A 22,427-nucleotide genomic window follows, 5' to 3' on the forward strand; every position below is an offset into this window, starting at 1 on the left:
TCAGAACCGGAATTCCGAAACCGTAATTCCGGGGCCAGAATTCCGGAACCGGAATTATTTTCCGGTCTCAGCCTCTGGGGAATTCGCCGCCGTCCACGATGAGATTGCTCGCCGTCAGCCACTTCGCCCGGTCGGACAGCAGGAACAGCACCGCATCCGCGATGTCCTCGGGCAGACCGTCGCGCCCCAGCGGTGTGGTGTCGGCGGCGTTGGTCGGGCCGGGTGCCCCGCCCATGCGCGCGGACACCTCCGCCCACTGCTCGCGGGTCGCCTCGCCGCCGGGCGTGGTGGTCCTGCCGGGAGATACGGCGTTGACCCGGATCCCGAACGGTGCCAGCTCCACGGCCAGGCCCTTGCTGTAGTTCTCCAGCGCCGCCTTCGCCGCCGTGTAGTGCAGGAACGGACCCACCGGGGCGAGGACCGCCGCCGAGGATACGTGCACGATCCGCCCCGACCGCCGCTCCCGCATCCCCGGCACCAGCAGCGCGTCCAGCCGCACCGACGCCAGGTAGTTCAGGTCCAGCGCGTCCTGCCACTCCTCGTCGGAGATGGCCAGGGCCCCTTCGTGGGGTCGCGCCCCGCCCGCGTTGTGAACCAGGATGTCCACCCCGCCGAGCATCTCCCGCGCGGTCGCGGCGAGCGCCTCCGCCCCCGCCCGGGTCCGCACATCTGCCGCCACGAAGGCGGCCCCGTCCGGCACCGTTCCCGTCACGGACCTGGCGGTCGTCAGGACCTCCGCGCCCGCGTCCAGGAGCCGGCGTACGACGGCCGCTCCGATGCCGCGAGAGCCTCCCGTGACCAGCGCACGCTTCCCCGCCAGTTCCCGCGTCCCGAATTCACTTTCCGATCCATTCTCCAACCTATTCCCCGACTCATTCCCCGGTCCATTCCCCGGCCCATTCTCGAATTCGTTCCCGGTTCCGTTCTCGACTGTGGTCATGCCACCGGCCCTCTCGATCGTGTGTGAGTCAGTTCAACGAAAAGGGGTGTACACCTCGTCGCGCTGGTTCACCGTACGACCGGAATGGAATGCGGAACAAAGACGAAAAGACAGCGGGCGGTATAGGGATTTCCTATGCCGCGCCCGCCACCCCGCGCGCCCCGGCTCGCCGCCCGTTCAGTTGCCCGCGCCGAGGCCGGACATGAAGGCGGACGGATACCGGTCTCCGCGTGCCGAGCCGAGCGGCACCGCCTTCTCGATCTCGGCGAGGTCGTCCTCGGTGAGGCGCACCTCCAGGGCGGGCAGCGCCTCGGCCAGCCGCTCACGGGTGCGCGCGCCCACCAGGGGCACGATGTCCTCGCCCTGTGCGGCCACCCACGCGATGGCCAGCTGGGCGACGGTGCACCCCTTCGCCCTGGCCACCCGGCGCAGCGCCTCCACGAGGGCGAGGTTGTGCTCCACGTTGTCCGCGGAGAACCGCGGACTGTGGCCGCGCGCGTCGCCGGGTCCGGCGGCGCGGCCGGCGGACCAGTGTCCGGAGATCAGGCCCCGGCTCAGCACGCCGTACGCGGTCATCCCGATGCCCAGTTCCCGAAGCGTGGGCAGGATCTCGGCCTCCACCGCGCGGGAGATCAGCGAGTACTCGATCTGCAGGTCAGCGACCGGCTGCACGGCGTGCGCCCGGCGGATCGTCGCCGCACCGACCTCCGAGAGGCCCAGGTGGCGTACGTATCCGGCGTCGATCAGCTCCTTGATCGCGCCCACCGTCTCCTCGATCGGCACGTCCGGGTCCAGCCGGGCCGGCCGGTAGATGTCGATGTGGTCGACGCCCAGCCGGGTGAGCGAGTAGGCCAGGAAGTTCTTGACCGCCTCGGGGCGGCCGTCCGTCCCGCCGAACACCGGGCCCGGTCCGCGCAGCATGCCGAACTTGACGCTCAGCCGGTAGCTGTCCCGGTCCCGGCCGCGCAGGGCCTCGGCGAGCAGCAGTTCGTTGTGGCCCATGCCGTAGAAGTCGCCCGTGTCGATCAGCGTCACACCGGCGTCCAGTGCGGCGTGCACCGTGGCGATGCTCTCCGCGCGGTCGGTCGCGCCGTACGCATCGGACATGCCCATGGCTCCCAGGCCGAGGGCGGAAACGGTCGGGCCGTTGTGGCCCAGGGTTCGCGTCTGCATCGCGGTCTCCTTCGTCGTCGGTACTCCTTCCACTGTGGGCGGGATCGGGCAGGTGCGGGAGAGGAGCGTTCATCCAGGGAGCGCCGCTCCCTGGATGCCCCGCCGTCCGGGCGCGACCATGGAGGTATGCAACGTGAACAGCTCGCCGACTTCCTCCGCCGCCGCCGCGAGTCGATCCGCCCGGAGGAAGCGGGCGTCACCGCCGGCCCCCGCCGCCGCACCAGCGGTCTGCGCCGGGAGGAGGTGGCGATGCTCGCGGGCATGTCCACGGATTACGTCGTACGCCTGGAACAGGGCCGCAGCAGTCAGCCCTCGGTCCAGCTCCTGGGCGCCCTGGCCAGAGCGCTGCGGCTGTCGGAGGACGAGCGTGACCACCTGTTCCACCTGGCCGGTCACCAGCCGCCGCCCGCCGACGGAGTCGCCCGGCTGGCCCGCGCCGGCCTGATGCGCATGATCGATCTGCTCGGCGACACCCCCGCCGCGGTCCTGTCCGACCTGGGCGAGATCCTCGCGCAGAACCGGACCGCCGCCCTGCTCACGGGCGACCACGTCGATTTCTCCGGCGACCGCCGCTACGCCGTCTACCGCTGGTTCACCGATCCGGCCGCGCGGGCCGGCGCCCCGGCCGAGGAGCAGGAGCACCGCGCCCGCCAGCTCGTGGCGGACCTGCGCGCGGTGGCCGGCCGCCGTTCCGGCGACCCGACGGTCACCGGTCTGATCGAGCGGCTGCGGGCCGCGAGTGACGACTTCGGCCGGCTGTGGGCCGAGCACGAGGTGTCGGTCCGGCGCGCCGACCGCAAGACGTTCCTGCACCCGCGGGTGGGACCGATGCTCATGGACTGCGAGACCCTGCTCACGCCCGATCAGCGCCAGCAGCTGCTGGTCCTCACCCCGGCGGACCCCGAGAGCCGCGAGCGGCTGGACCTGCTGCGGGTGCTGGGTACCCAGTCCTTCCCCACGGAGCACACCGACCCGTCCACACGGTGACCCGCGCCCGTACCCGTACCCGTCCACGCGGAGGCCCGTACCCGTACCCGTCCACGCGGAGGCCCGTGCCCGTACCCGCATCCGGAGCTGCGCACAGCTGTGCGATCGAGTGCGTGACCGTCAACACACCGCCATTTCATGGCTACTTGCCCGCCCTCACCGGGCACGGGAGGATGGCGGCCGGTACTGACGGGGGTGGCGGACGTGCGCGATGCGGCGACGGTGCTGGGCTGGGAAGCTCCCTTCGACGCGGAGGAACTGCCTCGGAAGTGGGTCCGGCGGCTGCCGGAGCCCCAGGCTTCGTTGCGGGAGCGGATACGCGCACTGGAGCCGTTCTTCAAGGCCGCGAGGCGCGGTCCGGTGCACCAGCACCTGCTGGGGACCGCGATGCTCCGTGCCGGGCACGTCTTCGCGGCGACCTCGTCCCTGCTCTCGGCACTCGGCGCGGATCCCCGGCGGCGTGGCGCATGGGTGGACGCGGCCTGCGCGTACGCGGCCGCCGAGCGGCCGGAGATGGCGATGTGGCTGCTGGCCCACGTGGTGCCCGGGTTCAGCGCGGTCGGCCCCAACGCCTCGCCCTACCCGGCGGATTCGCGACGCTCCACGGAAGCCAACAACCGGCTGGTCGCGTTGCGCGAACTGCACCGGCAACGCACCGAAGAACTGCGCTTCCTCGGGCTGCGCACGGCGGCGGACGAGGAGATTCGCGGCCGGCTCGGTGAGGAACGGCTGGGCACCGACCGGCTGTTGCTGCACACCGCGGCGCTGATCTCCCAAGGGCAGGCGCAGGATGCGCTCCGCTCCTTCGACCGAGCGGCGGCGCTGCTGGAGCAGGACGCGCTGCCGGTGGTGGGCACGACGTTGGAGCAACTGGCTCGTATCCGCATCGCGGCCGGTCCCGCGCGGGAGCGGGACGAGGTGCTGGCACGGCTGCGGCGGACCGCGCCCCAGTCGACGGTGCTGGCACGCCTGCATCAACCGACGCTCCTGGAGCGGAACATGCACGAGCAGGAGGCCAGATTCGAGGCCCTGCTGCTGGACACGGAGGTGGAACGCGGGCAGCAGAGCCTGCGTGAGCCGTTGGAGCAGCTGCGGTTGCGCGCCCGCGCCTCCGAGCATCCTGAACCGTATCGGGAGGCCTTGGCCCGGCACGGCGGCCAGGGACGGGACGGGGGGCACCATGGCGGATGAGAATGACGACGGCCTGAAGACACGGCCGCTGCAGATCGCGCTGCGGGCCCTGTCGGCGCCCACGTACGACGAGGTACTCGACCAGTTCGCCGCGATGCCGCCCGGCGGGCACGACGAGGCGGCGGCGTTCCTGCGGCAGCACGCGGAGACGGTCGGCTCCCAGGGGCCGATGGCCGAGCTGGCGCTGTTCCTCGCCGAGCGCTGCGAGGCCATGGGGGCGCGGAAGCCCGCCGCCAGGAAGAAGCGGGGCGACTCCGGGGGCAGCGGCGAGGGATTCCCCCGGCTGCTGCGCCGCGCCTGCGCGGCCGAGGGAGTGCTGGGCGCCTACCGGGTGCTGGCGGGGCACCGCGCCATGTTTCCGGTCGAGCCGGTGCGGGCGGCGGTGCGGCTGCTGGCGGAGTGGGGCTCGGACCGGACCCGCAACGCCCACGCGATCGCCGCGCTGGGTCTGCTCACCGAGGACGGTCCGAGCCAGGTGACGGCCCGTGCCGACTGGGCGAACCACCTGCTGCACAAGGGGCGGCACCGCAGGGCGCTCTACCACGCGGCCCGCGCGCTCTCGCTGCAGCATGCGGTGGGCGACGCGCATTCGCTGGTGAACACCTACCTGCAACTGGCGTCCGTGTACCTCACGATGGGCGATCTGCCGCACCGGGCCGAGGTGCTGACGCAGGCGGCCGGTGCCGTCGACGGGGAGGGGACGGTCTCCGCCGTGGAGGAGGCGGCGGTGCGCTTCCAGCTCGCGAACACCCTCATCTCGCTGCACCGCTACCGGGAGGCCGTGCCCCCGCTGGAGCGCGCGGAGGCGCTGGCGGCGCGTCCGGAGAACGACTCGGACGGGGCCTTCATGCCCTCGCGCTGGGATCTCCTCAGCTGCCGGGCCCAGGTGGCGGAGGCGCTCGGCGCACTGGGAGCGGCCGCCGATGCCTACCGCGCCCTGCTGGAGCTGCCAGAGATGTCGACGCGGGCGGCACCGCGCGCCTCGACCCTGTACGGCCTGGTCTCCTGCCTGCGGCGCACGCACCGCCAGTGGGAGGCGTTCGAGCTCCTCAGCAACGAGCTGGAGCGGGCCGAACAGCAGGGCGCGGGATATCTGAACCTGGTGTCCCTGCGCTGCACACTGGCCGGACTGCTGTTCTCCGGCACCGATCCGCGCCTCCCCCGCGACCTGCTCTCGCTGGAGACACAGCTGGTGCAGGGCCTCTTCGACTCGGCGGGCTCGACCTACCCGTGCTTCGGCGAGCTGCTCGTCACGATGGGCGACCTGGACCTGTCAGAGGGCCACGAAGCCGGCGCGGCCGAGTGTTACCGCTACGCCCTGTACGTCTCCGGAGGCACCGGAGACACCGGAGACACCGTGGACTCCAGCGACACCGTGGAATCCGTGGAATCCGTGGACACAGACGCCACAGACGCCACCCGGGACGCCCAGCAGCCGGAGCGCCTTCCGGAGCGGATTCGCGAACGCATGCTGTTCTCGCAGCTGCTGCCCCTCGGCGGCCCTTCCGATCCGATCGCTTTCGCCCTCTCCAAGCTGCGCGAGCGCATGCTGCGTCTCTTCCCCGAGGGGGCGCACGACCTGCCGGACACGCGCCTGCTGGCCCTGCAACGGCTGTGCGGCGTCGAGCGCGATCCGGCGCGACGGGCCCGGATGGCGGACCGGCTCGCGGCGGGGCTGCGCCGGGCACAGGAGCGGAACGTTCCCCGTACATTGCAGGACCTGGCGGTGCCGGTGTGCGAGGCGGTCGCGGAGGTACGCGGTCCGCAGGTCGCGGTGGAGCTGCTGGAGGAGGTCCTCGCCTTCCACGATGCGCGGGACCGGATCCCGGACCCGGCGCTGCCGCTGGGCCTGGCCCGGCTGCTGACGCGGGTGCCTGGTGGGCACCGGCGGGCCTTCGAGGTGCTGTGGCACCACCGCGGTCTGCGGCTGCGCGCGCGGGAGGCGCATCCGCTGCTGCAGGACGCGGACCAGGCCGCCGGTCTGGTGCTCCCGCTCTACGAGGCGCTGCTGTCCCTGCTGTTCGAGTACGGCGACGACCTGCCGCTGCCCGACAGCCGGCCGCCCGCGCTCCTCGCCTTCGACCTGCACGAGGAGGCGAAGGCCCGTGGCATGGCCGATGACCTGGTGCGGATGCCCCTGGCCAAGCCGTCGGGGGTGCCGCAGCGGCTGTGGGACGCGGAGCAGCAACTACTGCAAGCGCAAAGGCAGCTGGCGGGCGGGGAGCGCCCGGACCGGGCCTGGACCTGGCGCGAGTGCGCGCGGGCGCTCGCGCCGCTGTACGAGGCGCTGGAGCCGTTCGCGCCGGAGTACGTACGGCTGCGCCGGGCGCAACCGGCCGGTTTCGGGCAGGCGTTGAGGCTGCTGGACGAGGCGGCTCCGCCGGAGGGCATGGTGCTGGCCTCGTACTTCACCGGCGAGTCCGAGTCCTTCTGCTTCGTGCTGACGTCCGGCGAGAGGGCACTGCGGTGGCACCGCATCCCTGCGGGGCGCGCCCAGCTGCACAGCGCCGCGGAGAAGATCCGTCTCACGGTCGACGGCGACCGCTCCGTCTTCCCCGCCGTCCCGCCGATCAAGCCGCGGCGGCCGGTACCGCTGCCGCTGGAGGGGCTGGCGGAGCTGCTGCTGCCGTTCCAGGAGCTGCTGGCTGACCGCGGGCTGCTGTGTGTGGCGCCGCACGGGCCGCTGTCCGTGCTGCCGCTCGGGGCGCTGCGGCTGTCGGACGGGCGGTACTGCCTGGAGCAGGCGGCCCTGGTCTACACCCCGAGCATCTCGGGCCTGGCCGCTCTGCGCGCCGCGCAACGGCCCGGCTCGGGGACCGCGCTGTGCGTGCGGGTCGCCGCGGAGGAGGACCTGCGGGGCGGCGGCAGCGGGTTCGAGGCCGAATCGCTCCCGGCCGGGCACGGCTGGCGGCTGTCCTCGCTCACCGGACCGGAGGCCACCCCGCAGGAGGTCCTCGCCGGCATCGAGCAGGCCGACCTCGCCTACATCGCCTGCCACGGCCACCAGGACCACAGCGACCCGGAGAACTCCGCCCTGCTGCTCTCCGACGGCACGGAGCGCCCCAGCCGGCACGCCGATCCCGCCTCGCAGCGGGCCAGGCGGACCTTCCTGCGGGCCCGCGACCTGGCCGACTCGCGCACCCCGTCCCACGTGGTGCTGCGCGCCTGCTCGGTCGGCTGGCACGAGCCGGACCACCCCGGCGAGGACTTCACGGGCCTCCCCCGCGCCCTGCTGCGCGGCGGCACCCGTACGGTCCTGGCCCCCATCTGGCAGGTCGACGGCACCAGCTCCGCCGCGCTGCTCGACGAGGTGACCGGTGCGGTGATGCGCGGACGCCCGATGTGGCGCGCCCTGTGGGACGCCCAGCGGCGCATGCTCGCGGACGCCGACCACGCCTACCTGTCCCACCCCTACCACTGGGCGGCGTTCGTCCCGCTCGGGGACTGGAGCTGACATGGCCGTAGACGTCCACGCCGAGAGGGCCGCCGCCCTGCCCGACCGGAGCGCGCTGCTCGCGCTGGAGGAGGCGGCGTACGAGCTGGGCCGCACCTTCCCGACCGGTGTGACGAGTGCGCAGGAGGCGATGTGGATCCTCCAGGAGCTCTTCGCGCAGGCCGGTGCCGGGGCTCCGCCGTCCCGGGCGGACGATCCCGCGGCAGCCGCCCGCCGCGTGCTCGCCGCGCTCGCGGGCGAGGAGGGCGCGCGGACGCTGGTCGAGGGGATCCTGGCCGACCCGCCGGAGGACGACCAGATGGGCGGCGAGGACGTAGTCGCCGACCTGACGGTCCTCACCGGTGTCATCGCGTTCCTGCGCCTGCACGTCAACTTCCGCTTCAAGCGCGACAACGGCCGCAACACGGTGGAGTTCCGCATCGAGAAGAAGCCCCTCACCGACGGCGCCCTCACCGCCCTCGTCCGCGCCGTCCTCAGCCTGATGAACCGCGAGCCGTAGACCTCCGGGGCCGGGCGCCGGTGGTCAGGGCGTGACGATGGCGAAGTCGGGCTCCGGGGTGTCGAGCAGGCCCACGAGGGTCGCGAGCACCTGCGGATCGCCCTGGACCTGCACGTCGTCCAGGCCCTCACCGGCCAGGACTGCGAGCAGCTGGGGCTTGGTGAGGGTCAGGACCAGGTCGGCGGCCGGGTCCGTCCCGTCCGCCTCCGGGGCGGTCTCGGTGCTGCGGTGGGTGAGGGCACCGTTGGAGAGCAGAAGGTGCCAGGTGCGGCCCTCGTCGGTGACGTTCCAGGTCATGGTGAGCTTCTCGTCCCACGCCCGCGGACCGTCGACGCGGATGGCCAGTGAGTCGATGAGCATGTCGACGGTGAGGGCCATCGCCATCTCGGGGTTGGTGGTCTCCAGCGCGGTGTGCGCGATCGCGCCGCGCAGTTCCTGGGCGCCCATCAGGTAGAAGTTGCGCCAGGGGCCGTTCTCCGCGCCGAAGCCGAGCTTCTCGTACACCGCGGCCAGCGCCTGCTTGGCGATCGCGTCCTGCGGGGCCGCGAAGACCGCGTGCCCCAGCAGCGTCGCGGCGAACCGAAGGTCCCCGGAGGCGGCGTACTCGTCGCCCTTGGCGATCAGCGCGGGCACGCCGCCGTAGTCGGCGGCGAACCGCTTGGCCTGCTCGACGGGCGGGTGCTCCCACAGGTGGGCGGGGTTGCCGTCGAACCAGCCCATGTAGCGCTGGTAGATGGCCTTGACGTTATGGCTGACCGAACCGTAGTAGCCGCGGTTCGCCCACCGCTTCGCGATCACCGGGGGAAGTTCCATCCGCTCGGCGATCTCCGTGCCGGTCAGCCCCTGGTTGGTCATGCGCAGGGTCTGGTCGTGCAGGTACGCCCACATGTCCCGCTGGCCGGCCAAGTGCTCGATGATGCGGTCCCGGCCCCAGGTGGGCCAGTGGTGGGAGGCGAACGCGACCTCGGCCCGGTCACCGAACAGTGTGATCGTCTCGCCCAGGTAGTGGGCCCAGATGCGGGTGTCACGGACCACCGCGCCGCGCAGGGTCAGGATGTTGTGCATGTTGTGGGTCGCGTTCTCCGCCATGCACAGGGCGCGCCGGTCGGGGAAGTAGAAGTTCATCTCCGAGGGCGCCTCGGTGTCCGGCGTCATCTGGAACACGATCCGCACGCCGTCGACGGTCTCCTCCTGACCGGTGCGGGTGATGTCCACGGTCGGCGGCACGAGGGTGATCGTCCCCTTGGACGTCGTCATGCCCAGCCCGGCACTGATGTGGCCGGCCGGGCCCTTGTCCAGCTCGGCGCCGTACATGTAGACCGCGCGCCGGGTCATCGCGCCGCCGGCGTACACGTTCTCCGCGACCGCGTGTTCCAGGAACCCGGCCGGGGCGATCACCGGCACGGGAGCGTGGCCGTGCGGCAGCACCCCGCGGGACCCGCCGAAGTGGTCGCCGTGGGAGTGGGTGTAGATCAGCCCGGTGACCGGGCGGTCACCTCGGTGCTCGCGGTACAGCGCGAGCGCGGCGGCCGCGGTCTCGGCGGAGATCAGCGGGTCGATGACGACGACTCCGGTGTCGCCCTCGACCAGCGTCATGTTCGACAGGTCCAGGTTGCGGACCTGGTAGATCCCCTCGGTCACCTCGAACAGGCCCTGCTTGTTGCACAGCTGGCTCTGCCGCCAGAGGCTCGGGTGAGCACTGGCGGGGCAGTCACCGTCGAGGAACGCGTACGCCTCCCCGTCCCAGATCACCCGGCCGTCGTCCGTCCGGACGACCGCGGGTGAGAGGGCGGCGACGAAGCCCCGGTCGGCGTCCTCGAAGTCGGACCTGTCGGCGTAATCGAGATCACTCATAGACAACGAATAGCCTAAAAACCACCCATTTACACATACATGCATCACGCACCCGAAGCGCCTCCCTCCGGGAATCCCGGGATTCCGCACACCTACCGGGGGAACCGGCCGGCACCCGCCGGCACGAGCCTGCCCATCAGTCCGGGTGAGCCGCCCGACTCCTGATCCCGTCGAGCACGATGTCGAGCATCCGGTCGAACTCCGCGACAGAGCCGAAGTCGGCCCACCGGGGCGCCAGGGCGGCCATGCCGGGGTACGTACCGGAGTCGAACTCGGGCACGGGAGCAGGCCCTTCGGGGCCACCCCCGGTACGCGCCAGCAAGTGGCCGTTGAGGAAACCGAACAGCACCATCGGGGCGTCCGCGGCCACCCGGTCGGGCAGACCGGCCGCCCGCATCGCGGAGACGACGCGCTCCAGGGCGGAGATGGCCACCGTCGAGGTCTGAGCACGGGTGACGAGCAGCGGCAACACCTGCGGATGCCGGTACGCCACGTCCCGGTAGGAGTGGGCGGTCCGCCGGACGACCTCCGCCCAGCCGTGCGACGCGCCGTCAGGAGCGGCCCTCACCTCGGCGAGTACGGCCTCGGAGATCACATCGAGGAGCGCGGCCTTGCCCTTGACGTGGTGGTAGATCGACATCGGATCGACCCCGAGCTCCTCGGCCAGCCGCCGCACCCCGAAACGCTCAAGGCCGTCGCGATCCACGAGCGCCACGGCCGCGGCCGCGATCCGTTCCCTGTCGAGTCCCGCCGAGGTACCACGCGCACGTCTGGCCACACCCACCCCTCCCTCATCCTCTTGCCCTCTTGCCCTCTTGCCCTCTTGCTAAATCTACATCGTAGAACTTAACGTGCCACTGGAACCTACAACGTAGGTTTTCCACTGACTTGGCGAATGCCTTGGCGAATGACTCGATGAAGAACACGCCGCGGAACACGGAGAACGGGGACCAGACATGAGCGAGACCGCCGCCGGGGCACGTCCACCTCAGCCGGACCGGTCGCCTATATCGGCGGAGGACGCGGCCGCGTCCTCCGCCGGCCACCGGAGAGGGGCGATCGGCGCGATGTACACGGGGCTCGTCCTCACCGTCATCGCGACCGCCGCCCCGTACGCGGACCGCGCCACCACCCACCTGCTGGCCGACCACATCCGGGACGGCTACCCCACGTACTCCCAGGCCCGAGTGGACTCGGCCGTCAGCACCTACCTAGTCCTGCTGTCCGTCATCGGAGCGCTGGGCGTCCTGGCCTGGATCGGCGCAGCCTGGTCCGTCGGAGCGGGCAGGCGGTGGGCCCGTCCCGCCGCGACGGCGCTGTTCGCCCTAGGAGCAGGCGCCGGGCTGACCGGCCTGCTCACCACCGACACCTCCGGCGCGACCGGCCTGCCACCGGCCCTGGGCTGGGCCGGAATGGCACCCAGCCTGGCGGGCGCCCTGGCAGTCGCCCTGCTGTGGAGGAAACAGCGACCGGCATGAGGCGCGGCACACCGCGTTCAACACAGACCCCGCTGAGACACGCCAGGAAGGACGACCCGTGAAACGCATCGGCATCATCGGAGTGGGAGAGATCGGCCGGGCCCTCGTGGAGGGACTGCGCGACCCGGCCGGCCCGACGCCCGAGGTGTTCCTCTCAACGCGGGGCGCCCGCAACTCCGCCGAACTCTCCGAGCGGTACGAAAGCGTCCACGTCTGCACCGACAACCAACAGGTCGCGGACCGGTCCGAGCTGGTGATCGTCGCCGTACGCCGTCAGGACCGGCACGAGGCGTTGGACGGCCTGCGGGTGGACGGGTCCAAAGTGGTGGTCAACGTGATGGCCGGGGTCACGAACGACGACCTGCGCAGCATGCTCACCACCGACACCACCCCTGCCACCCGCGCCGCCCCTGCCACCGAGGCCACGCTGGTGCGCGCCATCCCACTGCCTTCCGTACGCGAACGCAGTTCCGTCACTGTGACGTACCCCTCGCACCCGGCCGTCGACACCTTCTTCGAGCAGCTCGGCGGAGCACTGCCGGTCGCGGACGAGGCGGCCTTCAACGTCTTCTCCGCACTGACGGGAACCCTCGCCACCCACTACGCCTATCTCGCCACGCTCACGTCATGGGCCACCGGTCACGGGATCCCCGCTCACGACGCGGAGCACTACGTGCGAGACCTCTTCCAAGCCGTGGGCCGCGCCTTGGGTGCCGAGACCCGCTCGCTGCAACAGCTCTCGGCCGACCACGAGACCCCCAGGGGCAACAACGAACGCATCCGGACCACTTGGTTCGACGGGACCAATACCACCACCCTCAGCAGCGCGCTGGACGACCTCCTCAGCGACCTGCGGCACCCGCCGGAGCACGCTCACCCCCGGACCACGCCGTGACCCGGCCGCCCACTCCCCGCTGAGCCACACCCGGGGCACCCCGTCGAGCGCGATGTCGATCTCCCCAGCGGTGACCTGCCGCAGCAGCTCCGCTCAGGCAGCCCCGGCAGCTTCGAGCCCGGCCAACGCAATCATCGTCGCCCCCACCTGGACCGTCGAGCGCTGAGACTTCGTGATCGCCTCGACCCCGCCGGTATTCCTCCCTTCCTCAATCGCTGTTTACCGATCTCGGTAGGTCCTGGTCGCCCCAAGAGGCGGACGGGCGACAACGGAGAACGAAAGAGGCAACAGGCAACACCCCCGAACCCCGATTCTCCAGGCGCGCGGCGTGCCAGACTCACTTTCGGATGCGGACCGAAGCAACGCGGTCACAGAAGGTGTTCGACGTCGGGTCTCGTATCGACCGGTGATCGTCGGATGACGGCTCCCGTGAGGGCGAACGGCTCTCGCGGTCACTGTTCAAGGGGAGGTTGACAATGAGCACAACTTTACTTTTTGGCCCGGAACTTCGCCGTTTACGAGTAGAGGCGGGGCTGACTCTGACTGAGTTCTCCGTGGCGCTCAACTACGACAAGGGGCACATAAGCAAGGTCGAGCGTGGGGAGCGTACCGCGTCCCCCGAACTGGCCCAGCGGTGTGACGCCTTCCTCGGCGCGGACGGCGATCTGCAGCGCCTGGTCACCCGACCCGAGACGGACTCAGGCACCGCCGACGCCCTCGCGGGTCCGAGCCGCTGGCTCGTCGGGCGCCGGGCGGTCCTCGCAGCGGGCACGGGCCCACTGATCGACCTCGGCCTCAAACTCGGCAATCGCACGCTGTCCTCCACCGAAGGTCCCCTCCTCCCCTCCTTTCGTGTGCAGTTCGACCAGCTGCGGAAGCTCGGCCAGTCCACCGCTCCCAGGGCCCTGCTGCCCCTCCTGGAGACGCAGACCCGCATGATCGCCGGGCTGGCAGCCAATACCCGGTCCGCTTCTCGGGCCCCCGCACTCCTGCTCGCTTCGCGGTTCGCGGAGTTCGTCGGCTGGATGGCCCAGGAGGCCGGAGACAGCGACGCGGCACTCGGCTGGACGGGCGAGGCAGCGGAACTGGCGCGCGCCGGGGGTGACCCGTACCTCGGTTCCTACGCACTGGTGCGGCGCGCCCTGGTCACCATGTACGGCGGGGACGCCGTCGGCACCATCGCTCTGGCCCGCCGCGCCCAGAGCAGCGAACTCCCGCCGCGCATCCGGGGACTCGCAGCCCAGCGGGAGGCCCAGGGGCACGCGCTCGTCGGCAACGAAGCCGACTGCCTCCGGAGCCTCGACAGGGCGCGGGAACTGCTTTCCGGCGACGACGCCCGCAACGGCACCGAGCCCGTGATCGGCACCTCCCATGTGGGCGACCCGGCGGCGATGTCGACCGGCTGGTGCCTGCATGACCTCGGCCGTCCGAAGGCTGCCGCCGAGGTACTCGACCGGGAGTGCCGCCGCCTCCCGCCGCACGCGCTGCGGACCCGCGCCCGGTACGGCTTCCGCCGGTCCTTGGCCCATGCCGCCTCCGGGGAGGTCGAGCACGCGTGCGCGATCGCCGGGGACCTCCTGGAAGTGATGCCGGCAGTGCCCTCGGCGACGGTGAACAGCGACGTCCGGCGTCTCGCACGGGAACTCTCCCGGTTCCGGAGCAGCCGCGTCGTACGTGATCTGCAGCCCGCGCTGGCACGCGTGCTCGCGCCTGCGCACGACTGACGCCCCTCCACAACCGGCAGAGACTCACGCAGCCCGGCTCGCCGGTCCACCAGCTCCGCCGGATCTCACCAGCTCCGGCGGAATCCTCTGATCGCCGCTCGACACGTCGCATCGCACCCCCGTCTTCTTCGGGCTGCCCGCGACCAGTGACGCACCAGGCGGCGCCCCTTCATCCACACATCCTCCGGTGGATGCGCCATGCCGTCCACGCAGTCGGAACCTCATGACCCGGGGCGGACCGGAGCCCTGGGCCACAGCCACCCGTCCGTTCACCACGTCCTCCTTCACGAAGGGAACTTTCATGCCCGACGTCTTCGTCAACTACCGCACAGGCGACGAGGAGTCCGCAGCGACCATGATCGCTCGGGAACTCATCCGCCGGTTCGGCGCCGACCGGATCTTCTTCGCCAGCAACTCGATCGAACCCGGACGCCGCTTCCCTGTGGAACTGGTCAGGGCTGTGGAGGAGTGCGAGGCTCTCCTCGTCGTGATCGGCCCGCGCTGGGCGGAGGTGCGGGGGGCCGACGGCCGCCCTGCGCTCGAAGCCGAGCAGGACTGGACCCGTCGCGAGATCCGGACCGCGCTCGGCCTCGGCGCCCTAGTGATCCCCGTGCTCGTCGGAAAGGCCACAAGGATCGACCGCGCCGTCCTTCCGGACGATCTACTGGAGCTGGCGGACTGCCAGTACAGACGGTTCGACCACCGCAACGCCGAATCGGACCTGTCGGCTCTGGGCGACACCCTCGCCCGGCTCCTGCCCGAATTGGGTGCGGTGGACCGGGATGCCCGCGCGGTGCGGTCGGAGGCGAAGTCGGCCCGTGACAGCGGACAGACCAGGATGCGGACGCGCGACACCGAGCAACGCGTGCGCGGCGGCATCGGAAACCTCAACGGAGATCTGTCAGGCACCTTCGTCAACGAGCCACAGGGCCCCGTGAATACCGGTCGGGGCCATCAGTACAACGCACCTCACTTCGAGGGCGACAACACCGGAATGCAGTTCACGGCGGGCGACAACAGCGGTACGGTCCACCAGCGCTTCGAGCGTCGGCGTCGGCACGCGGACGACGGACGATGACCGAGCAGGACCACGTCACCGTCAACGATCCGCACGGACCGGTGAACAATGGCGTAGGGCCCCAGAACATCTTTTACGGCGGCGCGGACTGGATGATCCGCAGAGGCGTCAAGTCCCTCCGGATCGTCCGGGAGGACAGGCTGCGCCTGGCTGACCGGTTCGTTCGGCCGGTGGGCTATCGCCTCGCCGCCGGCTGCCTGGAGAAGCCCGGATCTGTGGTGCTGCTGGAGGCCGCACCCGGCAGCGGCCGGCGTGCCGCAGCGATCATGCTGCTGCACGAGCTCGGTGAGGACACAGGCGCTGAAGAGGATCCGGAAGAGGGCCGGTTCGAGGAACTTCCCGCCACGGACAAGGACGAGGCCACTCTCGCCCCCGGCGAGGGGGACCGCTTCCTCCTCGACCTCTCCGGGATCGCCGACGAGGGGGCGTATGCCGAGGCCCAGCGCCTCCTGGTCCTGCGCCGGTCGCAGGTTCAGGAGGCGGGGGCCCACATGGTGGTCGTCCTGCCGTCGGGCATGGAGCACGTCCACGCGATGGAGCTCGAACCCCACACGGTGACGCTGGGGCGCCCTCGGGGGATCACCGTCATCACCCGGTACCTCCGCATGGACCGGATGGCCTTCCACTCCATGGACCTGGGGAGCTGCGACCTCCAGCACCTGTGCGAACGCTCTCCCATGTGGGAACTGGCCCGGCTCGCGGGGCTGGTGAGGTCTGCTCGCGACAGCGGTCGGTTCGGCGTCGACTTCGCAGGATGGCTCGATCAGGCGATGCACGCGGTGACCGACCGTGCCGGTGAGGTGGGCCGGCAGGTGGCCACGGTCCGCACCGCGCCCGAGCGGTCCCTGCTGCTTGCGGCGGCAGTGTTCGAGGATGCCCATGCCGACACCGTCTACGAGGCTTGGCATGGCTTGATGAGGACGGTGAAGCACGAGGAGGATACGACAACCGAGCTCGCAAGGACGGACTTCGGGGAGCGGTTGGCGACCCTCGGGATCGAGCGGGACCCCGCAGGGCGGCTCCACTTCGGACGGCTGGCCTACGCCGACGCGGTACGGACGTACTTCTGGGCGAACTTCCCCGGGACGCGCGATGACCTGAGGAATTGGATCGGCCATGCCACCGGGCTCCGCGGCCTGACCACCGACGACCGGGTGAACGTCGTCGTCCGCTTCGGCGAGCGGTCCCTGGCCGTCGGGCAGCCGGACCACCTCTTCGACCTTGTGGCCCACTGGGCGAACCACGCGGCCGGGGCGCCCTGCGACCCACGAGCCGTGGCGGCCCTCGAACTCGGCCTCACCCACGAGAGGTTCGGGGGGTGGTTCCGCAGACGGATGTACGAGTGCGCGAGGTCAGGTCCCTTGTCGGACGGTCTCGTTCGCGTCCTGACCGCTGCCTGCCTCCGGAGCCTCGGCGCGACGCACCCGGATCAGGCGATGGTGCGGCTCCACTACCTCGCCGTGCGGAAAGGGGAGGCGGCACGCGGGGCTCGGGAAGCGCTTCTCGACCTCGCCGGCCGCGACCGTCGGCCCTACCGGCTACTCATCGACCGCCTGCGGGACAGGACGCGTCGGGAGCCGCGCGGTACAGAGCTCCATCTCCTACTTCTCGCTGAGCTGTTGAGGAGCGACCGGGCACCGGAACCGCCGCCGTGGCCGGACCTCTTCCTGGGCTGGGAGACGGTTTTCTCCCAGCCGCCGACGAAGCTCTGGGAGCCGCTGGTGAGCAGTTGGCTGAACGCCGCGGCGGGCGACAGTACGCGGGAGATAGCGCTGGGCGTGATGGTCGGGGCGGCACACGGCCGCGCGGCCGCCCTGCACCGCCTCTACGCCATCGCATGCGACTGGGCGGGGCCCAGGCACCACCCGTCCCGGGCCGCCGTCGCCGCGCTCTTCTGGCAGCACATCGACAACGCGCAGTACGTCCGCACGGAGAGTACGAAGCGTGCGGGCGCCGGACCACGGACCACGGAAGAGGCACGATGAAACACCGCTTTCCCAGCCTGCTGTTCGTCGCTCTCTGCGGCCTGGCACCGGCTGCGCTCGGAAGCCTCCTGCACTGGTCGGCGTGGCTGTGGGGCTTCATGTCCATGGTCACGACCTCGGGCTCCCTGCTGTTCATGTTGACGGTCCCCAGCGGTGACCGCGCGTCGGCCGCTCCGTACGAGCCCGAGGAAACCGAGCCGCCGACGGCGCCGGCGGAGCAGCCGTACCAGGAGACTCGGGTGATCGACGCGGCGCTGCCGAGCGCGACGGACGGTTACGACTTCCTCTTCTCCGCCACTGTGTGGTGGAGGCCCGTCTCCCACCACGCCGACTGGTCCGACGGTGCTTCCCCGGCCCTCGCCGTTTCCTCGGTCGTCAGTCGGGCCCTGCAGGTCGTTCGCCACGAAGAACCGGGCCGGGCCAGCTTTGCCCGGTATCTCCTGGAGGGGGAGTTGGGCGCCCCGCTCCCAGACCTGAGCGGACGGGTGAAAGCACTGGCAGCCGATGTGACACTGGCCCTCGCGCCGGCGGACCGCGAGCGCCTGCGGAAGATGAGCGACCTCCGCAAGGACGAAGAGCTCTGGGAGTACGAGCGTCAGCACGAGCGCAACAAGAGGGGCTACCTCGGTGACGACGTACTCAAGAGCACAGGCAGCGCTGTGGTGTGGTGGCTGGCCCGTCATGAGGACGACATCGAGAAGGCAGTCAACATGATCGGTCCGCTCGCCCAGATCTCCGCGGCGGCCAAGAACGAGGAGGTGCCCGAGATCTTCCGGCACCTGCTCGTCCCGCCCGTGCAAGCGCGGACCGAGGCAGCCGTCGGAGGCCCGCTGTGGGATGGATACGCCCAGGGAGGAGGGACGTTCGACCGCGAGGAGGAACTGGGGGTTTCGGATCGGCTGCTCCTGCTACTGGCGGCGGTGGGCCTGAAGCCGGACATGGACGAGTACACGGTGTTCGTGCACCGTGTGGTGCGAAGTCTGGAGGCAGCCGGGCTGGAGGAGGCCGCCGAGGAGATCCGGCGGACCCTTCTCCCAGTGCCCGACGACGGGCCGGAGACTGAGCATCCGAGCGAGGGGGACTCCACCGGGCCCTGGTCTCCGCGCTTCCGAGCCCCCGATGATGCACCGTTCACCGACCCGGCCACGGATACCGACCCGGATTCGTTCACGCCGGATTCCGCAGCGAGCGGCACAGGTGGACGCAACCAAGACCGGCAGGAGACGGGCGAGGACGACGTAGCGCCTCCGTACTTCTGGGACAGCTCGCACAGCCCGCGCCGGCCCGCCTCACCTCGCGCACAGGACGAGGACACCGAGGACAGGAGCTGATCCGGCAGAGAGCCGGTCCTCCGAGGCTCCCCTTCACCGCACACCGCGGCGGGGGAGCCTTTCCTGTCCTGGGGCCGGGCACGAGGAGGCTCAGGACCGCCAACGCAGCGCAACACCGCCGGCAAGATACCGAAGCGTCACCGACTCCAGTACCTCACCGGACATCCTCGGCTCACAGCGGCCAGGCGGTCAGCAAATCGCCGGGGCCGTAGGTGGCGTCGAGCCCCGGACAGCCGACTCCACTACGCGAAACCGCGACGACTGGAACAGGTTCGTCGGTGAGGGCAGCCCGGTGCCGATACAGAGCGGCCAAATCATGCCGGTCGAAGGGCGACTGCTCCAGCCACTTGATGGAACCGACGAAGAACAGCTCCTTGGCAATGGGGGCACGATCCGCCCCGACGATGTCGATTTCAACGTCGTTGGTCCGTGTCCAGTAGCCGCCCACTGCGGGGGCGGCGGGCAGCCGGTCGTCGGGCAGTATCCGCGCCAGGGCTTCCCGGGCAAGAGGCTCGACGGCACGGCCGCGCCAGCTGGTCCAGTTCTCCCGGATGCGCGCCAAGGTCAGATCGCCCCGTCCCCGCTCGATCTCCTCCATGGACGGGCCCAGCAGATGCAGCCAGAACCGCAGGTACGGATCTGCTACCCGGTAGCGGCGGTCCTTCGACGGACGCAGCGATACGGGCAGCTCCGCCGCGACGATCCGCTTGTCCGTGAGCACTTCCAGTGCTCGCTGGAGCGGCGTGGCCCCGATTCCGCCGGCTGCGCGGGCGATATTGGTAAAGGTCCGCTCGCCACTTCCGATGGCCGCCAGCACCGTACGCGCCTGGGCCTGCGGGGGAAATTCAGCAGCCAGCGAGCGCTCGGCGGACACCAGCAGGCCCGAGACCGGGTCGCTCAGCGCCTCACCGAGGAAGTCCCACAGTCCTGCGCCGCACGGCCACTCCGCGCAGATCAGCGGCAGCCCGCCGGTGACCAGCGCGGCGTCGAAGGCCTCTGCCGGATCCAGCCCGAGCATCTGCCCCACCTCGGCGGGGTTGAGCGGGCCCAGCACCATCTCTCGGCCGCGCTGGTGGAAGGGGCGTCCGTAGCTGTTCAGTGCCTCCATCATCGACAGATCGGAGCCGATGAGGACCAGCAGTACCGGCTTGGTCTCCAGCACCCGATCCCAGGCCCGTTGCAGCATCCCCTCAAAAGCGCCGTCAGTATCCATGAGGTACGGCACTTCGTCGATGACCAGCACGCTCGCCCGGTCGGCGGGCAGCGCCGCAGCCAGCACATCGAACGCAGCATCCCAATTCTCCGGCCTCGCGGAGGCCACCAAACCCGCCAACGGCAGCGTCGACGCCTGTGCGTCCCGGGCCAGCCGTGCCAGATCATCCCTCGGGGACGCACCGGTCGCCGCGTAGAACAAGAACGGGGCTCCGGAGCGCTCCGCGAACCGTTCGACCAGTCGCGACTTGCCCACCCGGCGCCGCCCACGCATCATCACGCACCGACCGGGCCGCTCCCCGCCAGCCCCTGCCGCCACCTTCTGAAGCTCTCGCTCCAGCGTCGCCAGCTCCTGCCGACGGCCTACGAAATCCACCACGTCTGCCGACCTCCACGCATGACACTAACAATCATGTTAGCAACATTAAGGTTAGCGCATGACCCTCGCTTGTTGTCGCTCTTGGTCACGACCTCCGCCCCTACGGATCAGCCTGGAGCGATACGGAAGGGGCCCGCCCCGGAGGGTCGGACCCCTTTTGATCTGCATGTTTGCCAGGCAGCAAAGTGGCGCTCAGCCACCGGGGCTACACGTTGAAGCGGAACTCCACCACGTCCCCGTCCTGCATGACGTAGTCCTTGCCCTCCATCCGGGCCTTGCCCTTGGCGCGGGCCTCGGCGACCGAGCCCGTTTCGATCAGGTCGTCGAAGGAGATGATCTCCGCCTTGATGAAGCCCTTCTGGAAGTCGGTGTGGATCACACCGGCCGCCTCGGGGGCCGTGGCGCCCTTCTTGATCGTCCAGGCGCGGGATTCCTTCGGGCCTGCCGTGAGGTAGGTCTGCAGGCCCAGGGTTTCGAAGCCGACGCGGCCGAGGGTGGCGAGGCCGGGCTCTTCCTGACCCATGGACTGGAGGAGCTCCAGGGCCTCGTCGTCGTCGAGCTCGATCAGCTCGGACTCGATCTTGGCGTTGAGGAAGATCGCCTCGGCGGGGGCCACCAGGGCGCGCTGCTCGTTCTTGAAGTCCTCGTCGACCAGCTCGTCCTCGTCGACGTTGAAGACGTAGAGGAAGGGCTTGGTGGTGAGCAGGTGCAGCTCGTGGAGGAGGCGGCCCTTCTCGGTGGAGGCCGTGATGCCCGCGTGGAAGAGGGTGTCGCCCGCTTCGAGGATCTTCTGGGCCTCCTCGACCGCGGCCAGGACGGCGACCTTCTCCTTCTGGAGGCGGGCCTCCTTCGTGAGGCGCGGGACGGCCTTCTCGACGGACTGGAGGTCGGCGAGGATCAGCTCGGTGTTGATCGTCTCGATGTCGTCCTTGGGCGAGACCTTGCCGTCCACGTGGACGACGTTCTCGTCCTTGAAGGCGCGGATGACCTGGCAGATCGCGTCCGACTCGCGGATGTTCGCGAGGAACTTGTTGCCCAGTCCCTCCCCCTCGCTCGCGCCGCGCACGATGCCCGCGATGTCGACGAAGTCGACCGTCGCCGGGAGCAGCTTCTGGGAGCTGAAGATCTCCGCGAGCTTGTTCAGTCGGGGGTCGGGCACGCCGACGACGCCGACGTTCGGCTCGATCGTGGCGAACGGGTAGTTGGCCGCCAGCACGTCGTTCTTGGTCAGGGCGTTGAACAGGGTCGACTTGCCGACATTCGGCAGGCCGACGATTCCGATCGTGAGCGACACGGTGGCGACTTCCCTAGGGGGTGGGCGGGCTGGGCAGTGAGGTCCGGCCCCGGTGGGCCGATTCTCCAGTTTACGGGCGGGGGCGAGCGCGTCACCACGGGTCCCGCCGGGTGCCGATCCGGTTCCCATTGGGCCGTGTGGCATCGAACTCATCCCCAAGGTCACCCAAAGCGCGTGTCCCGCACCTGATAACTGCCGCCCGGCGACCTACGTTGTCCCGGTGGAGCAGCACAGGACACGTCCCCCGCAGCGCAGCCAGACTCAGCAGGCCCCGCTGTCCCCGCTCGGGACCAAGGGAGCCAAGGGAGCGGTCGGCGAGAGCGCCGCCGTCTATCGGGTGATGAGCGCACCCGCGGGCCGGGCACGCCCGGTGCCGCCCGCCGTGCTCGCCCTGCGGCGGCTGCCGAATCCCCGGCTGACGGGTATCGGCGCCGGGCTCTTCGCGGCCGCCACCATGTTCGTGCTGGCCTGTGCGGACTGGCTGCTGTTCGACGGTTCAGCCGTCGTGTTCGGCGTGCTGTTCCTGCCGGTCAGCGCGCTGACCGCGTTCTGGGTGCGCCCCGCGGACCTGGTGACCGCGCCGATCAGCGTGCCGATCGCGTTCGCCGTCGGGATCATCCCGATCGCGGGCGGCTCGGGCGGCTTCGGCGGGCAGATGATGGCCGTCGTCACCGCGCTCGCCGTCCACGCCGGCTGGCTGTACGGCGGCACGCTCGTCGCCGGGCTCATCGCGACCGTGCGCAAGGTCCGGCTGATGCGGGCCCGGCAGCGGCGGATGCTGCTGGCCGCACAGACAGCGCGGGCGGGCGGCCAGCAGCAGCCGCAGCCCCCAAGGGCCGCAGGGCAGACGCCCCGGGCCGCCGCTGGGCAGGCGCCACGAGCCGCGACCCAGTCTTCCCGGGCCGCCGCAACGTCTCCCCCGGCCGCGGCGCAGTCTCCCCGGGCCGCCGGTC

Annotated in this window: 16 protein-coding genes and 1 pseudogene; 11 read left to right on the plus strand and 6 right to left on the minus strand. The window is 70.7% G+C overall.

Going from position 1 to position 22,427, the window contains the following annotated elements:
- Positions 1-67: 67 nt before the first annotated feature.
- Positions 68-859, minus strand: coding sequence for an SDR family oxidoreductase (locus ACZ601_RS23125; protein WP_469540893.1), 792 nt, complete (start codon positions 857-859; stop codon positions 68-70).
- 258 nt (positions 860-1,117) lie between these two features.
- The gene (locus ACZ601_RS23130; protein WP_469540896.1) at positions 1,118-2,113 is read right to left on the minus strand and encodes an aldo/keto reductase; all 996 of its coding nucleotides are present in this window, start codon (positions 2,111-2,113) and stop codon (positions 1,118-1,120) included.
- A 126-nt stretch (positions 2,114-2,239) separates the two neighbouring features.
- Here ACZ601_RS23130 and ACZ601_RS23135 point away from each other — a divergent pair, with 126 nt between their 5' ends.
- From ACZ601_RS23135 to ACZ601_RS23150, 4 genes are all read left to right on the plus strand, one after another.
- Positions 2,240-3,100: a helix-turn-helix transcriptional regulator gene (locus tag ACZ601_RS23135; RefSeq protein WP_469540899.1), complete on the plus strand. Its 861-nt coding sequence runs from the start codon at positions 2,240-2,242 to the stop codon at positions 3,098-3,100.
- A 204-nt stretch (positions 3,101-3,304) separates the two neighbouring features.
- A complete protein-coding gene (locus tag ACZ601_RS23140) occupies positions 3,305-4,291 on the plus strand; it encodes a hypothetical protein (protein ID WP_469540902.1) in 987 nt (328 codons plus the stop codon).
- Complete coding sequence (locus ACZ601_RS23145) at positions 4,281-7,745, plus strand: CHAT domain-containing protein (RefSeq protein ID WP_469540905.1); 3,465 nt, start codon at positions 4,281-4,283, stop codon at positions 7,743-7,745. Before ACZ601_RS23140 ends, ACZ601_RS23145 begins: the two co-directional genes overlap by 11 nt.
- 1 nt (position 7,746) lies before the next feature.
- On the plus strand, positions 7,747-8,244 hold the full coding sequence (locus ACZ601_RS23150) for a hypothetical protein (RefSeq protein WP_469540908.1): 498 nt from the start codon (positions 7,747-7,749) through the stop codon (positions 8,242-8,244).
- A gap of 24 nt (positions 8,245-8,268) precedes the next feature.
- Here the strand turns inward: ACZ601_RS23150 and ACZ601_RS23155 are convergent, their stop codons facing one another.
- Positions 8,269-10,098, minus strand: a complete 1,830-nt coding sequence (locus ACZ601_RS23155) for an alkyl/aryl-sulfatase (protein WP_469540910.1) — start codon at positions 10,096-10,098, stop codon at positions 8,269-8,271.
- Between the two features lie 136 nt (positions 10,099-10,234).
- Positions 10,235-10,876, minus strand: coding sequence for a TetR/AcrR family transcriptional regulator (locus ACZ601_RS23160; RefSeq protein WP_469540913.1), 642 nt, complete (start codon positions 10,874-10,876; stop codon positions 10,235-10,237).
- 289 nt (positions 10,877-11,165) lie between these two features.
- On the opposite strand from ACZ601_RS23160, the gene ACZ601_RS23165 reads away from it, so the two are divergent.
- The 6 genes from ACZ601_RS23165 to ACZ601_RS23190 all read left to right on the plus strand — a co-directional run bounded on the left by ACZ601_RS23165 (position 11,166) and on the right by ACZ601_RS23190 (position 18,589).
- On the plus strand, positions 11,166-11,576 hold the full coding sequence (locus tag ACZ601_RS23165) for a hypothetical protein (protein ID WP_469540915.1): 411 nt from the start codon (positions 11,166-11,168) through the stop codon (positions 11,574-11,576).
- 58 nt (positions 11,577-11,634) lie between these two features.
- Positions 11,635-12,471 carry an NAD(P)-binding domain-containing protein gene (locus ACZ601_RS23170; RefSeq protein ID WP_469540917.1) on the plus strand — a complete coding sequence of 279 codons (837 nt, stop codon included), beginning with the start codon at positions 11,635-11,637 and terminating at the stop codon, positions 12,469-12,471.
- Between the two features lie 476 nt (positions 12,472-12,947).
- Positions 12,948-14,195, plus strand: coding sequence for a helix-turn-helix domain-containing protein (locus ACZ601_RS23175; RefSeq protein ID WP_469540919.1), 1,248 nt, complete (start codon positions 12,948-12,950; stop codon positions 14,193-14,195).
- A 301-nt stretch (positions 14,196-14,496) separates the two neighbouring features.
- Positions 14,497-15,273 carry a toll/interleukin-1 receptor domain-containing protein gene (locus tag ACZ601_RS23180; protein ID WP_469540922.1) on the plus strand — a complete coding sequence of 259 codons (777 nt, stop codon included), beginning with the start codon at positions 14,497-14,499 and terminating at the stop codon, positions 15,271-15,273.
- Complete coding sequence (locus ACZ601_RS23185) at positions 15,270-17,258, plus strand: hypothetical protein (RefSeq protein WP_469540924.1); 1,989 nt, start codon at positions 15,270-15,272, stop codon at positions 17,256-17,258. The genes ACZ601_RS23180 and ACZ601_RS23185 overlap by 4 nt, the downstream gene beginning before the upstream one ends.
- Entirely contained in the window at positions 17,255-18,589 is a 1,335-nt protein-coding gene (locus tag ACZ601_RS23190; RefSeq protein WP_469540927.1) for a hypothetical protein, read from the plus strand. The genes ACZ601_RS23185 and ACZ601_RS23190 overlap by 4 nt, the downstream gene beginning before the upstream one ends.
- 172 nt (positions 18,590-18,761) lie before the next feature.
- On the opposite strand, the gene ACZ601_RS23195 is transcribed toward ACZ601_RS23190, so the two are convergent.
- A complete protein-coding gene (locus ACZ601_RS23195) occupies positions 18,762-20,180 on the minus strand; it encodes an ATP-binding protein (protein ID WP_469540929.1) in 1,419 nt (472 codons plus the stop codon).
- A 205-nt stretch (positions 20,181-20,385) separates the two neighbouring features.
- Positions 20,386-21,474, minus strand: coding sequence for a redox-regulated ATPase YchF (ychF, locus tag ACZ601_RS23200; RefSeq protein WP_440574820.1), 1,089 nt, complete (start codon positions 21,472-21,474; stop codon positions 20,386-20,388).
- Positions 21,475-21,814: 340 nt separating this feature from the next.
- Between ychF and ACZ601_RS23205 the strand changes: the two are divergent.
- Positions 21,815-22,330 (plus strand): annotated as a pseudogene (locus ACZ601_RS23205) (DUF6542 domain-containing protein); the annotation flags it as partial.
- Positions 22,331-22,427 lie beyond the last annotated feature (97 nt).

Source organism: Streptomyces sp. NPDC104307 (assembly GCF_055584045.1).

Excerpts from the sequence above, each read along its gene's own strand:
- ACZ601_RS23130 (WP_469540896.1), bottom strand. The coding sequence starts at position 2,113 with ATGCAGACGCGAACCCTGGGCCACAACGGCCCGACCGTTTCCGCCCTC.
- ACZ601_RS23135 (WP_469540899.1), top strand. The coding sequence starts at position 2,240 with ATGCAACGTGAACAGCTCGCCGACTTCCTCCGCCGCCGCCGCGAGTCG.
- ACZ601_RS23145 (WP_469540905.1), top strand. The coding sequence starts at position 4,281 with ATGGCGGATGAGAATGACGACGGCCTGAAGACACGGCCGCTGCAGATC.
- ACZ601_RS23150 (WP_469540908.1), top strand. The coding sequence starts at position 7,747 with ATGGCCGTAGACGTCCACGCCGAGAGGGCCGCCGCCCTGCCCGACCGG.
- ACZ601_RS23155 (WP_469540910.1), bottom strand. The coding sequence starts at position 10,098 with ATGAGTGATCTCGATTACGCCGACAGGTCCGACTTCGAGGACGCCGAC.
- ACZ601_RS23165 (WP_469540915.1), top strand. The coding sequence starts at position 11,166 with ATGTACACGGGGCTCGTCCTCACCGTCATCGCGACCGCCGCCCCGTAC.
- ACZ601_RS23175 (WP_469540919.1), top strand. The coding sequence starts at position 12,948 with ATGAGCACAACTTTACTTTTTGGCCCGGAACTTCGCCGTTTACGAGTA.
- ACZ601_RS23180 (WP_469540922.1), top strand. The coding sequence starts at position 14,497 with ATGCCCGACGTCTTCGTCAACTACCGCACAGGCGACGAGGAGTCCGCA.
- ACZ601_RS23185 (WP_469540924.1), top strand. The coding sequence starts at position 15,270 with ATGACCGAGCAGGACCACGTCACCGTCAACGATCCGCACGGACCGGTG.
- ACZ601_RS23190 (WP_469540927.1), top strand. The coding sequence starts at position 17,255 with ATGAAACACCGCTTTCCCAGCCTGCTGTTCGTCGCTCTCTGCGGCCTG.